Source organism: Mycetocola sp., assembly GCF_025464835.1.
Lineage (GTDB): Bacteria > Actinomycetota > Actinomycetes > Actinomycetales > Microbacteriaceae > Mycetocola_A.
The window spans coordinates 15,154-28,991 of the sequence record NZ_JAODMP010000021.1 but is presented as its reverse complement, the minus strand read 5'-3'; the positions used below and the strand labels follow the sequence as shown (position 1 = coordinate 28,991).

The 13,838-nt window shown below is 66.5% G+C and carries 12 protein-coding genes; 5 read left to right on the top strand and 7 right to left on the bottom strand.

Annotated features, from left to right (window positions below; translation table 11 throughout):
- Positions 1-26 precede the first annotated feature (26 nt).
- Positions 27-314, top strand: coding sequence for a helix-turn-helix domain-containing protein (locus JWP90_RS02855; protein WP_297359364.1), 288 nt, complete (start codon positions 27-29; stop codon positions 312-314).
- Positions 315-322: 8 nt separating this feature from the next.
- On the opposite strand, the gene JWP90_RS02850 is transcribed toward JWP90_RS02855, so the two are convergent.
- Positions 323-928: a hypothetical protein gene (locus JWP90_RS02850; RefSeq protein WP_297359362.1), complete on the bottom strand. Its 606-nt coding sequence runs from the start codon at positions 926-928 to the stop codon at positions 323-325.
- A gap of 281 nt (positions 929-1,209) precedes the next feature.
- Here JWP90_RS02850 and JWP90_RS02845 point away from each other — a divergent pair, with 281 nt between their 5' ends.
- Positions 1,210-1,662: an Rv3235 family protein gene (locus JWP90_RS02845; protein WP_297359360.1), complete on the top strand. Its 453-nt coding sequence runs from the start codon at positions 1,210-1,212 to the stop codon at positions 1,660-1,662.
- Between the two features lie 86 nt (positions 1,663-1,748).
- On the opposite strand, the gene secA is transcribed toward JWP90_RS02845, so the two are convergent.
- From secA to mtrA, 6 genes are all read right to left on the bottom strand, one after another.
- On the bottom strand, positions 1,749-4,562 hold the full coding sequence (secA, locus tag JWP90_RS02840) for a preprotein translocase subunit SecA (RefSeq protein ID WP_297359358.1): 2,814 nt from the start codon (positions 4,560-4,562) through the stop codon (positions 1,749-1,751).
- Between the two features lie 207 nt (positions 4,563-4,769).
- Positions 4,770-5,432, bottom strand: a complete 663-nt coding sequence (gene raiA, locus JWP90_RS02835; protein WP_297359356.1) for a ribosome-associated translation inhibitor RaiA — start codon at positions 5,430-5,432, stop codon at positions 4,770-4,772.
- Positions 5,433-5,522: 90 nt separating this feature from the next.
- Positions 5,523-6,206 (bottom strand): ComF family protein, encoded by a 684-nt coding sequence (locus JWP90_RS02830; protein WP_297359353.1) that lies wholly within the window; start codon positions 6,204-6,206, stop codon positions 5,523-5,525.
- 103 nt (positions 6,207-6,309) lie between these two features.
- Positions 6,310-7,992 carry a GerMN domain-containing protein gene (locus JWP90_RS02825; RefSeq protein WP_297359351.1) on the bottom strand — a complete coding sequence of 561 codons (1,683 nt, stop codon included), beginning with the start codon at positions 7,990-7,992 and terminating at the stop codon, positions 6,310-6,312.
- A complete protein-coding gene (gene mtrB, locus JWP90_RS02820; RefSeq protein WP_297359349.1) occupies positions 7,989-9,602 on the bottom strand; it encodes an MtrAB system histidine kinase MtrB in 1,614 nt (537 codons plus the stop codon). The genes JWP90_RS02825 and mtrB overlap by 4 nt, the downstream gene beginning before the upstream one ends.
- Before the next feature lie 73 nt (positions 9,603-9,675).
- The gene (gene mtrA, locus JWP90_RS02815) at positions 9,676-10,362 is read right to left on the bottom strand and encodes an MtrAB system response regulator MtrA (protein WP_297359348.1); all 687 of its coding nucleotides are present in this window, start codon (positions 10,360-10,362) and stop codon (positions 9,676-9,678) included.
- A gap of 194 nt (positions 10,363-10,556) precedes the next feature.
- Here mtrA and JWP90_RS02810 point away from each other — a divergent pair, with 194 nt between their 5' ends.
- Genes JWP90_RS02810 through JWP90_RS02800 form a run of 3 tightly spaced genes read left to right on the top strand, consistent with a single transcriptional unit; the run spans position 10,557 to position 13,821 of the window.
- The gene (locus JWP90_RS02810) at positions 10,557-11,942 is read left to right on the top strand and encodes a hypothetical protein (RefSeq protein WP_297359347.1); all 1,386 of its coding nucleotides are present in this window, start codon (positions 10,557-10,559) and stop codon (positions 11,940-11,942) included.
- On the top strand, positions 11,933-12,601 hold the full coding sequence (locus tag JWP90_RS02805) for a DUF4129 domain-containing protein (RefSeq protein ID WP_297359345.1): 669 nt from the start codon (positions 11,933-11,935) through the stop codon (positions 12,599-12,601). Before JWP90_RS02810 ends, JWP90_RS02805 begins: the two co-directional genes overlap by 10 nt.
- Positions 12,598-13,821: a DUF4350 domain-containing protein gene (locus JWP90_RS02800; protein ID WP_297359344.1), complete on the top strand. Its 1,224-nt coding sequence runs from the start codon at positions 12,598-12,600 to the stop codon at positions 13,819-13,821. The genes JWP90_RS02805 and JWP90_RS02800 overlap by 4 nt, the downstream gene beginning before the upstream one ends.
- Positions 13,822-13,838 lie beyond the last annotated feature (17 nt).

Sequence of the window (13,838 nt, the reverse complement as noted above, 5' to 3'; positions counted from 1 at the left end):
AGAACCGTGAGCGGAATAATCGACCCATGGATACGGTCTCTTCGGACTCCGTCGGGCGCTTCCTCACAGTGGCCGACACGGCGGATATCCTGAACATCGCTCCCTCCGAAGTCATCGAGCTTGTGCGCTCAGCCGAACTGCCGGCGATCTCGGTGGGATCCCCGAGCCGCTGGCGCATCGAGCGGGCGGTCCTCGAGGCGTACATCGAGAACAAGTACGAGGAGACACGGAGGATGGGGCTCTGGCAGGGATCCGACCTCGCCAGCCTCCCCGAGGTCTCCAACGGCATGATCCGCCGCCCCGAAGATCCCTGAACCCGGTGTCACAACGCGATCAGTCCGATCGCCGTGACCGGCACGACTCGCAGGTGGCTGACGTTACGTTCCCTGCGCGGCACACCCGGCTCGTGCACCGCAAGGTCGACATGGTCAGCGGCGACCCTGTCGAGCGTTCCACCGTGCACCCCATGGCCGTTCGTCCCCTCGTGCAGACGCACGTAGACCCGGCGCCTGCACAAGTCCCTCAGCACGAAACTCAACCCGATCCGGTCGCTGAGGCGCGGAGGCCGTTCGTCCCGATCCGGCACCGCGAGGCTCCTCGCAAGGCACTCCTTCGGGAGCAGCATCCCGGTGATCGCGCTCAGCGGGACGACACAGGCCCCGGATGCCCCGTCCCGCGAGAGCACGTCTCCCGACATCCAGTCACGCCCGAACGCCTGCGGAAGGATGATCATCGTCGCTCCAGTGCTGAGCTCCAGCACAACCTCCCGCCTGGAGCCTTCTCTGCCCGAGAAGGCCTGCAGGCGGTCCCGGAGAGTGAGCCGGCCGAGCCGAAGCCGGTGGTCCTCTGCTCGCCGATCGACTTCCTCGGCATGCGACTCGTGTTCGAGCTGGCTTTCGAGGTCGTCAAAGAGGCTGTCCCAGCGCATGCAGAGGACAGTAGCCATTCGGCGGGCCGGTCGCCGAAGTTATCCACAGATTGAAAAGTGGGGTTTACAAGAGGGAGCCCGCGCTGGGAAAGTAGCTCGACATAAAAGCCCCTTAACCGGGGAAATATCGCTGACGCAGGCCGTGCGTGTGTCCAAAGCAGGCATCCTGTCACCGAGCGAGACGTTGCATGCGGGTAGCGACGTTTCGCTTCAGGCCCTCTGGCCGCCGTGCCCTCCCCGTCCTGGTTGTTTTCGTTGCACGTTTCTCAGCGGAGCCACGCATGAACTCCCCGACCGCCGGCGAGCCGGCATCCCACGCCCGGAACGCCGGGCAGGCGCACAACCCTTTCGACCCCGACCAGTTCTTCGGCAGGCAAAGGACCCCGACCGCTGAGCTCCCGCCACCGGAGCCGTTACTCGAGAACCTGACCCGCTGCGTGATGGAGGTTCTCGCCGGGGCGCGGGAACTCGACCAACTCGCCAGGTGGATCTCGGAAGACGTCTACAAGCACCTGCTCAAACGCCAGGTGGTGTCGGCGCGGGCGCGGCAGGTGAAGGGGTTGCAGGCGGTCCGGCCGATCCTGAAGATCGGCACGATCACCCTCTTCGAACCCCGGGACGGGGTGGTTGAGGCCGTGATCATGGTGCACCAGCGAACCCGGTCACGTGCCGTGGCCATCCGGCTGGAGGGCATGGATCACCGCTGGCGGGCGACCGCCATCTCGGTGCTCTGACGCCCGCTGTGCGCCGGATACCGCGAAAAAAGCGCCGTCCCCGCCCTGGCGAACCAGGGTGAGGACGGCGCAAAGCGGGCCAGGACCTACTTCTTCTTGCCCTGCGCGCGACGGTCCGCCCGGTTGCCCGCGACGGCCGCTACGTCACCCTTCTGGCCGAACGCCCCCCGGGCCGCGGACGGCGCAGGCTGTGCGGCGGTCGCGCCGGTCCGCGAAGCAGCTGCGCCTTCTGAGGCTTTCTGCGCCCTGACGGTCGCTGCCTTCTCGATCTGCCCCTGCTCGTTGCGAACCTCGACTTCGCCGCCTTCGTTCGCGGCCGAGTAGCTGAGTTTCTCGTCCGCGCCCTCGGGGCGGTCGAGCCCCTTGGCTTCGACGGTGGTGACTTCCTCCGTCGCACCCTTCTTGACTTCGACCTCGAGGTTGAACAGGTAACCGACGGATTCCTCGCGGATCTGCCCCATCATCTGCTGGAACATGCTGAAGCCCTCGCGCTGGTACTCGACCAGCGGGTCGCGCTGCGCCATCGCACGCAGGCCGATACCGTCCTTGAGGTAGTCCATCTCGTAGAGGTGGTCGCGCCAGCGGCGGTCGATGACCTGCAGGACGACGCGACGCTCCAGCTCGCGCATCGCGGGAGCTCCGAGCTGTTCTTCGCGGCGAGAGTATGCGAGCCGCGCATCCGAGAGGATCTCCCTGCGCATGAAGTCGCGGTTGATCCTGCCTTTCTGGCCGGCTTCCGCCACCACCTCATCGACGGTGAGGGAGATCGGGTACAGCGTCTTCAGATCGACCCACAGGGCGTCGAAATCCCAGTCGTCGCCGTTGCCCTCGCCGATGTGCACATCGAGCACCTCGTCGATGACGTCCTCGAGGAACTTCTGCGTACGCTCGTGCAGGTCGTCGCCTTCGAGGATGTGGCGGCGGTCGGTGTAGATGGCTTCACGCTGCCGGTTGAGGACGTCATCGTACTTCAGGACGTTCTTGCGGATCTCCGCGTTGCGTGCTTCAACCTGTGACTGTGCGCTCTGGATGGCACGGCTGACCCATTTGGACTCGATCGCCATGTCATCCGGTACGCCGCCCCTGCCCATGAGCGCTTCGGCGGCGCCCGAGTTGAACAGCCGCATGAGGTCGTCGGTCAGCGACAGGTAGAACCGGCTCTCGCCTGGGTCCCCCTGGCGCCCTGAACGACCGCGAAGCTGGTTATCGATGCGGCGCGACTCGTGCCGCTCCGTGCCGAGGACGTACAGTCCGCCGGCCGCGACGACCTTCTCGGCCTCCTCATTGACCTTGTCCTTCACGGCGGCGAAGACGTCGTCCCATGTCGCCTCGTACTCTTCCGGCGTGTCGACCGGGCTGAGCCCCTTGGCGTTCATCTCCTGCACCGCGAGGAACTCGGCGTTTCCGCCGAGCATGATGTCGGTGCCACGGCCGGCCATGTTGGTGGCGACGGTGACGGATCCGAGCCGCCCGGCCTGGGCGACGATCGCCGCCTCCCGTGCGTGGTTCTTCGCGTTGAGGACCTCATGCCGCACGCCCTTCTTGGCGAGGAGCCTGGATAGGTATTCGCTCTTCTCGACGCTCGTCGTTCCAACGAGGACGGGCTGGCCCTTCTCGTGACGTTCGGCGATGTCCTCGACGACCTGGGCGAACTTCGTCTCCTCGTTCTTGTAGACGAGGTCAGCGCCGTCGATCCGGCGCATCGGCTTGTTGGTGCGGATCGGCACCACGCCGAGCTTGTATGTGGACATGAACTCGGCGGCTTCAGTCTCTGCGGTACCGGTCATGCCTGAGAGTTTCTCGTAGAGCCGGAAGTAGTTCTGCAGGGTCACGGTGGCGAGGGTCTGGTTCTCAGCCTTGACCTGAACGCCTTCCTTGGCTTCGATCGCCTGGTGGATGCCCTCGTTGTAGCGGCGGCCCATGAGGATTCGGCCGGTGTGCTCGTCGACGATCATCACCTCGCCGTTCATGACGACGTAGTCCTTGTCCTTCTTGAACAGCGCCCGCGCCTTGATCGAGTTGTTGAGGAAGGAGATCAGCGGCGTGTTCGCCGATTCGTAGAGGTTGTCGATGCCGAGGTAGTCCTCTACCTTCTCGATGCCTGGTTCCAGGACGCCGACGGTGCGCTTCTTCTCGTCGACCTCGTAGTCCTCGCCGTCCACGAGAACCGTGGCGAGCCGGGCGAACTCGGCGAACCAGCGGTTCGCTTCCCCCGACGCCGGGCCGGAGATGATGAGCGGCGTGCGAGCCTCGTCGATGAGGATCGAGTCGACCTCGTCGACGATCGCGTAGAAGTGTCCACGCTGCACAAGATCCTTGGACTGCCATGCCATGTTGTCGCGCAGGTAATCGAAACCGAACTCGTTGTTCGTGCCGTAAGTGATGTCGGCGTTGTACTGCTCGCGCCGTTGTTCGGGAGTCTGCCCGGCGAGGATGACGCCTGTCGTCATTCCGAGAGCACGGAACACCCGGCCCATGAGCTCGGACTGGTAGGTCGCGAGGAAGTCGTTCACGGTGATGACGTGGACGCCTTTGCCCGCGATGGCGTTGAGGTAGGCCGGCAGGGTGGCGACCAGGGTCTTGCCTTCACCGGTCTTCATCTCGGCGATGTTGCCGAGGTGCAGGGCAGCGCCGCCCATCAGCTGGACGTCGAAGTGCCGCAGGCCGAGCGTCCGTTTGGACGCTTCCCGAACGGCGGCGAACGCTTCGGGCATGAGGTCGTCGAGCGACTCGCCGTTGGCGTAGCGTTCACGCAGTTCCGTCGTCTCGGCCCGCAACTCCTCGTCGGTGAGGTCGGAGAAGTCGGGCTCGAGCGAGTTGACTGCCGTCGCGAGGTTCTCGAGTTTCCGGATCACTCGGCCCTCGCCCAGGCGAAGAACCTTCTCTAGTACTGAGGCCACGTATTGAACTCCACTTTGCTCTCGGGCACGTTGTCCCACGTGCGGCCGCGCGGGATGCGCGGGGCGGTCGAAAAGGCTCTCGCACAGTCGACCGTTTCCATGTTAGTCCGGGTCCGGGTGGGAGCATCCTGAATCTGTGCGGAGATCCTCCCCCTCAACGCGGTTCACGCGGGTGCCCGGAGGAGCACCCGCGTGAACCTTCGCTGCTTAAGCGCGTTTCCTCTCGGCAGCCGATTCGTCTTCGAGGCCGATGACCCCGTAGTCCCAGCCCTTGCGACGATAGACGACGCTGGGGCGGTCGTTCTTCTGGTCGACGAAGAGGAAGAAGGGATGCCCGACGAGTTCCATCCGGTCGACCGCCTCATCGACAGTCATGATTTCTGCGGGGAACACCTTCTCCCGGATGACGACAGGGCAGTATTCGTCGTCATCCTTCGCCTCTTCCTCGAGAACGGGAACCGACCCGGTGGCCACCCGATCTATCGTTTCGAGGTCGGCCGGCTGGAGGTCGATTCCGCTGAACCCGTCAGCGCTCGCGGCCTGCAACGATGTTCGGCGTTTTCCGCGGAGGACCTTCTTCCGATCCTTCGCCCGCCGAACCTGCTCGAGCAGTTTGGCTATTGCCAGATCGAAGGCCACGTATTTGTCTGAACCGGCCGCTTCCGCTCGCACGAGCGGCCCTGGGCCGATGAGGGTGAGCTCAACGCGGTCGTCGCCAGGTTTGCCGCTCTTGTCATGGTGACGGCTGACCTTGACCTCGAATGCGAGGGCCCGGTCTGACAGATGGGCAATTTTTTCCGACTTCTCTTCCACATAATCGCGGAAGCGATCAGTGAGTCCCAGGCCTTGTCCGACAATGTTTGTTTCCACGTCTACCTCCCAGATCAGGCGTGCCGCCGCAATATCTAGGGCGGTCGTTTCGCGCCTTTGCCCCCACCGTAGTCCGGGCAGCTGGATAAGTCACTCAGCAGAGGAGAACTTCTCGGTGACGCGCCGTACGCGCCGGGGCGTGGCTGCGATCACTGCGGCACCGATCACCGAAGCGCCACCGGCGGTGAGCGCCCGCTTCGCTTCGAGGAGTGTCGCACCGGTCGTGACGACGTCGTCGAGAAGCAAGAAGGAGCGCTCGCGCACCGGCCGACGCGGCCGGAGCGAACCGTTCAGGTTGTCCATGCGTTCGTCGACGGTGAGTCCGATCTGGTCGGCGGGCTGGCGGCGCCAGGCCAGCGGATGCTCCAGCCGGAGCTCGGTTTTCGCGACGACCACGTCGACCGGCCGGTAGCCGCGTCTCCGGTAGGCGGATCGCGTGGACGGGAGCGCCGCGAGGGCGACGGGGCCGGGAGGATCCGTCAGCTCAGACAGTTCGAGGACGGCAGCCTGGAGAGCCCGGACGAGGACGCGGGCAAGGGACGCCGCCGCGTCTGTGCGCTGCTCGTTCTTCAGCGCCAGGATCGCACGCCTGGCCACATCCGTGTACGCAGTTCCGAACCAGACCGGGAAGCCGGGTTCGATCTCCACCCGCGTGGCCGCTCCAGCCATCCGCTCCTCACAGGCGGGGCAGACCGCCGAGTCGGGCAGCCCGCAGCCCACGCAGGCGACAGGAACCAGAACGGCGAGAGCTTCCCGCACCGATGCGAGTGCCAACCGGGCTGCATCCATCCGGCCAGCATGAACCGGCGCGGCGACGGGCGGCGTCCGTCTGGCACACCGGTGCAGACGGACGCCATGGGCGGCCGTTGTGAAGGACCTAGACCGGGCTTCCCAGTTGGGTCGCGATCAGGGAGATACCTGACCCGACGATCTGCCACGCCGAGGTCCGCAAGGCCGTCAGGTGGCCGTCGGCGCCCACGGCACGCAACTGGCGGAGACCCGATCCGGCGACAAGAGAAACGGCGCCTGCCGACCCCTGCAGCAATTCGGACTGGCCCCCGATGACCTGTTTGACGATCTCGGTCGTCCCGTCGGCGGCTGTGGTCAGCGTCGCGACGGTGAGGTCGTCGACCCAGGTCGTGGTGACGGCAGTGCCGGTGCCGACGGCGAGCACCTGTGGGTCGCCAAGGATGACGGGCCGGTTGTCCCTGTCACGCTGGATGCCGGCGGCGAGCAGGCGCGGTTCTTCTCCCACCCTGACCAGCGCGACAACCCTGGTGCCGTCCCGCGAGACCGCCAGCGAGAGGATCGAGGAGGCCTCAGGCCAGCTCGTCTGGACGGAGGTCAGGGACCCGTCAGACCGGGAGACGACGAGCGAAGCAGGGGCAGAGGTTGGAACACTCCAGATGTAGCCGAACGTGTCGAGAGATGGCGCGATGAGGCCAGGCCTGGCGTCGACGCGGAGCGGTTCGGCCGCTGAAGCACGGATGGCGAAGATCCCGTCAGCGGTCCGGGCGGCGGCGAGGCTGTGCTCGGCGTTGACCACGACGGAGTCCGGTCGGAGCCTTTCGACCTGATCGGATAAGCCGGGAAGGCGCTCGAGCGAATCCCCGTTCGAAAGGAACCCGAAGCCCTCCTCAGCGAGCACGAGCGCCCTGGGGTCTGCCCGCGGCGACGTGAGTGTGAGGGCGGGAATGTTCTCGGTGCTGCTGTTCACCGTGACGCTCACCGAGTTGATGGCTGACACGCCAGTAAGGCTTCCGGCGATTTGAGCCTGCATCCGCTGGAAGGTCACCTCGTCGGCTTGGGAGACTTCGCTGCTCAGGTCGACCTGGGCGACGTCACCGACAATCGGCACCGCCCCTTTCGTCAGGGTGGTCCCCTCGGGGAACGCCGTCGTCACCGCTCCGGTCAGGAGAGGGCCTGGCCCGTCGAGCAGCGCCTTCACGATGCGCGTTCCTGTCGACGTTCTCGACGGGAACCAGCGGAGGTCGGGCACGAGGTAGCTCCACGACGGGTCGAAGAAGGTGAGAGCGTATGAGCCGAACACGTCGTTGAAGCGTTGCGAGTCGAGGACAACCCGGTCAGGGGCGACACTGATCCGCCATTCATCCTTGACCTTGGTGAAGCTGTAGCCCTGGGTGAGTGGGGTCCTGGTGCTGAACTCGGTGTATTCCCCCTCAGCGTTCACCTCCGCGATCGGTGCGACGGTGAGATGCATCGAGGTCTCATCCGCGGAGACGTAGCTTCTCTGCGCGGCCTCGTCGACGATGACGTTGAGGTCGGGCTCCCAGGTCGCCCGGATCTTGGGGGCGAGGAACTCCCTGGCGGTGGCGTAGTCCTCGCGGGGGCTTGATGCCGCGTCGATGAAGCCGCGCAGGATGGCCTCCTGGCTGGCCCCTGCCTGCGGGCTGTCCGCGATGAACTGGACCTCCGGGTCTTCGGCGCCCGGTACCGGTTGCCCGATGCGCGGCGCACCGGACTGCGGGATGCCCGAGCAGCCGCCGAGGACCAGGGAGGCGACGACAGCCATGACGACCGGCCAGGTGCGTGGTCTCATACTCCCACCCCCTTCTCATTCCTGGTGTCCGTTGCTGCGTGCGGTGCCGCATCCGACGTGTCCGCCTGCGGTGGGTTGGCGTCTGCGTCCGCCGGCGGCAACGGGAGCGGGGAGACGGCGACCTCCTGGCCGAGCACGCGCGGAAGGGTGAGCCGGAAACAGCTGCCGGCACCGACCCGCGACCACACCTCCAGGCTCCCACCGTGCAACTGGGCGTCCTCCAGTGCGATGGCGAGTCCGAGCCCCGTTCCGCCGATCGTTCGTTTCCGCGACGGGTCGGCGCGCCAGAACCGGTCGAAGACGCGCTGGGCGTCCTCCTCGGTCATTCCGTGCCCGTAGTCGCGAACCGACAGGGCGACCGCTTGCTCATTGCTGTCGACGGCCACGACGATGGGTTTGCCCTCGCCGTGCTCGATTGCGTTGCCGAGCAGGTTGCGGACGACCCGCCGGATGCGACGCGGGTCGATTTCGACGTCGGAGTATCCGCCAGGCGCGACAAGGCGGACGTCTGAGCCCTTCTGCTCGGCGAGCGACGCCATCCCCTCGATCGAATCTTCGGCGAGGTGGACGAGGCTGTGCGGTTCGATCTCCAGTTGCACCGAACCGGCGTCGTAGCGGCTGATCTCAAGCAGGTCGGCGAGGAGAGCTTCGAAGCGCTGGGTCTGGGTGTGCAGGAGTTCGGCGGTCCGAGCGGTCGCCGGAGGGAACTCGGACCGCTGGTCGTACAGCACGTCACCCGCCAGCCGGATGGTGGTGAGCGGTGTGCGGAGTTCGTGGGACACGTCCGAGACAAACCGTTGCTGCACCTGGGAGAGGTCGGCGAGTTCGCGGATCTGGGATTGCAGGCTGTCGGCCATGCGGTTGAATGATCGCGCGAGCGTGGCAAGTTCGTCCTCACCCTTCACAGGGATCCTCACCTCCAGGTCTCCGCTGGCCAGCCGTTCGCTTGTCTCCGCCGCGACGCGCACGGGGTTTGCGACGAGCCGGACGATCACCCAGGCAACGGCGCCGACAAGGAGCAGCAACGTGAGCCCACCGATGAGCAGAGTGCGCTGTACGAACAGCAGGGTCTGCTCGGTGTCGCTGAGGTCGAAGCCGATGTAGATCTCCCAGCGGCTCCCCTCGGGCAGGGTGATCTGGGAACCCACAACGATCCCCGGCACCCGGTTCCCGTCAGCGGTCTGCAGCGACACAGACTGCCACCACTGCTCGTCCGGGTTGTTCTGCACCAGCCGCCGGAGTTCGTCACTGACGACAGCGTTGAGCCGCACGTTCTCGAAGTCCTGTGGGCCGGTCGGACTTGGCTCCTGCCCCGGTGCGCGGTAACCGGCGATCATCGTGCTCGACGACGCGCGGGTGATCTCCTCGCGCGCGGCGCCCATCAGCTCCTGGGTGCTGCCGCGGCCGGCGTCGCTGGAGGAATCGAGGATGTTCTGGGCTGATTCGATCGCGCGGGCCGAGTCCTGCTGCACCTGGCTCACGCGCGACTGGAACAGGTCGTTGCCGATGGTGATGGCCATGTAGAAGCTGGAGATCAGCAGGGCGAACAATGACAGGGCCAGGGTGACGACGATGGTCCGGAACTGCAGCGACCGTCGCCAGGAGCGCACCGCTCGAGCGGGCCATGTCCTCCAGTTTTCGAGTCGAATGCCCGAGACACCCTGTCCCACGGAAATCCCGTCCTCAGGCTGGGGCGCCGGCGCCGGCACGGTAGCCGACGCCGCGGACGGTCATCACGATGCGCGGGTTGTCCGGGTCGTCCTCGACCTTGGCGCGCAGCCGCTGCACGTGCACGTTGACCAGGCGGGTGTCGGCTTTGTAGTGGTAGCCCCAGACTTGTTCGAGGAGCATCTCCCGGGTGAAGACCTGCTGCGGCTTCGACGCGAGTGTGAGCAGGAGGTCGAATTCGAGTGGGGTGAGGTTGATCTGCTTTTGGCCGCGCTTTACTTCGTGTCCGGCGACGTCGAGGACCAGGTCGCCGATCTGAAGCGAATCCTGGGACTGCGGTGAGGCCGGGCGCAACCGGGTGCGGATGCGAGCGACCAGCTCCTTCGGGTTGAACGGCTTGACCATGTAGTCGTCCGCGCCGGATTCGAGCCCCTTGACGACATCCGACGTGTCGGTCTTCGCGGTCAGCATGATGATCGGAACACCCGATTCGCTGCGGATGCGGGTGCAGACCTCGATGCCGTCGATACCGGGCAGCATGAGGTCGAGCAGCACCAGGTCGGGCCGGGACTCATGGAAGGCGTCAAACGCGCCTGACCCGTCAGCGCAGAAGAACGGCTCGAAACCCTCGGTGCGCAGCACAATGCCGATCATCTCGGCCAGAGCGGTGTCGTCGTCGACGACCAGGATCCGTGCGTTCATACGCCTCGTTCTCGATTCATGAGCCAACAACGCGAAAACGCTGCCATGCAATACCTGGCACCCAGATTAGCGGCAACCCGATGGCAGTTGGCCGAGAACCGCTGGGAACGGATGCCTCGGCTCTCATGGTGGGGGTGGGACCGGTGTGACACGATAAGAAGGCGTAATGTCGAACGCTTGAGGGGGCCGCTGGAGTGACCAACGACGAGAACTGGCAGGAACCGGGCGGGTCCGCACGCGACTCCTCGACAAAAGAGCCGCGCCCGGACCGGGCGAGGGAGTACCCGCCTTCGACCGTCGCCCCGGATCAGGGCGCTGACCAGCCGGTTTATGGGCCCGTGCCGCCGGGCCCCCTGCCGGTGCAACCCTTCGCGCCCGCCCCGTACGGCTCAAACGGGTACCCCCAGCAGTACCCGCAGCTGGCGCCGCCTTCCGGTCAGTACCCCTACGGCCAGGACCCCCACCGGCAGCCAGGCGGCCCGTTGGCCGGATATCCGGGCGCACAGCAGGGCGGGTCCCCGCAGCCGGCCTGGGCGCCTCCCCCCAGACCGGGGCTCATCCCGCTGCGCCCCCTTGGCTTCGGCACGTTGCTCGGCGCCCCGTTCCTCACCCTCAAACGCAACCCGAAAGCCACGTTCGGCAGCGCTCTGCTCGTCCAGGCGATCACCGTCCTGGTCAGCCTGCTTGTTGTCGGAGTCGTGAGTTTCTTCGTCATCGGCAGGATCATCAGCGCTGCGCCTGACGACCAGGACGCTGTCGCCGCAGGCGGCATCGTCGCCATTCTGCTCTCGTCGCTCGTGCCGCTCCTCATCAGTCTGGCAGCGACGGTCTTCCTCCAAGGCGTCATCGTCACCGAAGCGGCACGATCCACCCTCGGCGAGAAGCTCAGCCTTCGCGCCACCTGGAAAGCCACCTGGCCCAGGCTCGGTTCCCTCCTGCTCTGGACGCTTCTCGCCGGCGCCGCGATAGCGGTGACTGTCGCACTGATCGTCGGGGTCGTCTGGCTGCTGGTGGCGCTCGGCGACGGGTTCGTCGCCGCGGGCGTCGTCGTCGGCATCCTCGCGGGCCTCGCCCTTGTCGCGGCGTTCGTCTGGCTCGGGACCAAGCTGTCCATCGTTCCCAGCGTCATCGTGCTGGAACGCGTGGGCGTCGCCGCGGCGGTCCGTCGCTCCTGGCAGCTCACCGACGGCTATTTCTGGAGAACCCTCGGCGTCGAGTTCCTGATCGCGTTCATCGTCGGCACCGTCTCGCAGGTCGTCGTCACTCCCATCTCCGTCCTCTACATGATCGCGATCAGCCTCGTCGACCCGACATCGTCCACTGCCGAGGACTGGATCGCCCCCGCGCTCGCCTATGTCGGCCTGATCGTGGTGTCGCTGCTCGTGGCATCCGTCACCAGCGTTGTCCAGTCCGCCACGATCGCGTTCATCTGCATCGACCTGAGGATGCGCAAGGAGGGCCTTGACCTGGAACTCATCCGCTTCGTCGAGGCCCGCCAGTCGGGCGACCCGTCGGCGCCGGACCCGTATCTGGTCCGCGCCAGCGGCGGGAACGCCCCGACGGGACCTTCATGGTCCTAGCGGGCGTTTCCCGGTTCGATGTGCCCGTCGTGCCAGACGCACCGGATGCACGGGAGTGGCTTCTCGAGGAACTGTCGAAACCGGAGTACACGGCGGCACGGCCGAGCCTGTTCGACCAGCTCAGCCAGGCGTTCTTCGATTGGCTGATGAGGCTGTTCCAGCCGGGCGCCTCCGTGCCGCTGGACTGGCTCCCCGTCGCCATCGCCGGCCTGGTCGTGGCCGGCCTCGTCACCGCTCTTCTCATTTGGGGACTGCCCCGCGTGAATCGCCGCAGCCGGACCTCGACCGGGCTGTTCAGCGACGATGACCGCCGCACCGCGGCCGAACTTCGGTCGGCTGCCGCCGCGGCCGCCTCAGCCGGCGACTGGACGCTCGCTGTTCTCGAGCAGTTCCGCGCGATCGCCCGCGGCCTTGCCGAACGGACGATCGTTCGGGCCAGCCCAGGCACGACCGCGCACGATTTCACGGCCCGCGCCTCCGCGACCTTCCCCCGGTTCTCCGACGAGCTCGCGCAGGCTGCGGAGATCTTCGACCGAGTGCGCTATCTCGGCGAGGAGGGCAGCTCGGAGGACTTCGACCGTCTGCGCGTTCTCGACGGTCGCCTGCAGAAGGAGTCCCCTGTCGGCTTCGAGCAGGTCGGAGCCGGGAGCTCAGCATGAGATCAGCTAAGCGAATCACGCCTGGGTCGTTCGACGACCGGGTGGTGACACCCCGGGCCAGGACAGTTGCCAGGCGCGGGTTGTTCTGGGCCGGTGTCGCCGGGGTCTGCCTGGTCGTCGTCGCGCTGACCCTGCTGCTGACGCGGGGCGGCGCATCGAACGGGCTTCCCCTGGATCCGGCGAGCGCCGCGCCGACCGGGACGAAAGCCGTCGCCGAGGTGTTGAGGAACCAGGGCGTCGACGTGGTCCTGCCTGACGGCTTCGACGAGGCCATGACGGCCTCCTCTGTGCCGGGTTCGACGCTGGCTGTCTACGACCCATCCGGTTACCTCGCCGGCGACCGCCTCACGGAGCTCGCCAGCGAGGCCGGCGATGTGGTGCTGCTCTCCCCCGGCTTCCGGCACCTGCAAGCCCTCGTACCCGATGTCCGGGCTGCAGGCCCGGCCGATCCGGACGAATCGCTCGACGCCGAGTGCGACCAAGACGCTGCCCGGCGTGCGGGGACCATCAGCCCGGGCCCCACCTTCGCTTTCCCGGACGACACCACTGCCACCGGCTGTTTCCCGGCCGACACCGGCGGCTTCGGGCTTCTCAGCATTCCGGACGCCGGCGACACCCTCTGGATCCTGGGGCCGTCAGAACTGCTCACCAACGATGCCGTGATCCTGCATGGGAACGCGGCGCTCGGCCTGGGGTTGCTCGGGAGAACGGATCGCCTCGTCTGGTACCTTCCGTCGATCGCGGATGTTGAGGCATCCGGCCCGCCGTCGCTCGCGGAGCTGACGCCGAATTGGCTCGTGCCGGTGACATCCCTCCTGGGAATCACCGTGCTCGTCGCCATGTTCTGGCGTGGGCGACGATTCGGCCCGCTCGTCGCCGAGGACCTACCGGTTACGGTGCCTGCCGGTGAAACGATGGAGGGCCGGTCACGGCTTTACCAGCGCAGCGCAGCGCGGACCCGTGCGGTCGACGCACTCCGGATCGGCGCTGTCGGGCGGCTGGGCAACGCTCTTGGACTGTCGCGCCATGCGAGCGTTGCCGAGGTGTCGGATGCCGTCGCGTCGGCGCTCGGCAGGGACCCGCGCGAGGTGCGCGGCATCCTTCTCGATATCCTTCCGTCCTCTGAACGCGAGGTCGTCGCTCTCTCCGACGCCCTCCGAGACCTCGAGGCGGCGGTCGCCGTCGCGGTCGACCCGCGTCCCCCGACGAGCCCCCGCTGAGTACTCCTGATCGTCGC

Bases quoted from the DNA above. Each gene is read 5' to 3' on its own strand.
- mtrA (WP_297359348.1), bottom strand. From the start codon at position 10,362: ATGAACGCACGGATCCTGGTCGTCGACGACGACACCGCTCTGGCCGAG.
- JWP90_RS02825 (WP_297359351.1), bottom strand. From the start codon at position 7,992: ATGAGACCACGCACCTGGCCGGTCGTCATGGCTGTCGTCGCCTCCCTG.
- JWP90_RS02850 (WP_297359362.1), bottom strand. From the start codon at position 928: ATGCGCTGGGACAGCCTCTTTGACGACCTCGAAAGCCAGCTCGAACAC.
- JWP90_RS02805 (WP_297359345.1), top strand. From the start codon at position 11,933: ATGGTCCTAGCGGGCGTTTCCCGGTTCGATGTGCCCGTCGTGCCAGAC.
- JWP90_RS02855 (WP_297359364.1), top strand. From the start codon at position 27: ATGGATACGGTCTCTTCGGACTCCGTCGGGCGCTTCCTCACAGTGGCC.
- JWP90_RS02845 (WP_297359360.1), top strand. From the start codon at position 1,210: ATGAACTCCCCGACCGCCGGCGAGCCGGCATCCCACGCCCGGAACGCC.
- JWP90_RS02800 (WP_297359344.1), top strand. From the start codon at position 12,598: ATGAGATCAGCTAAGCGAATCACGCCTGGGTCGTTCGACGACCGGGTG.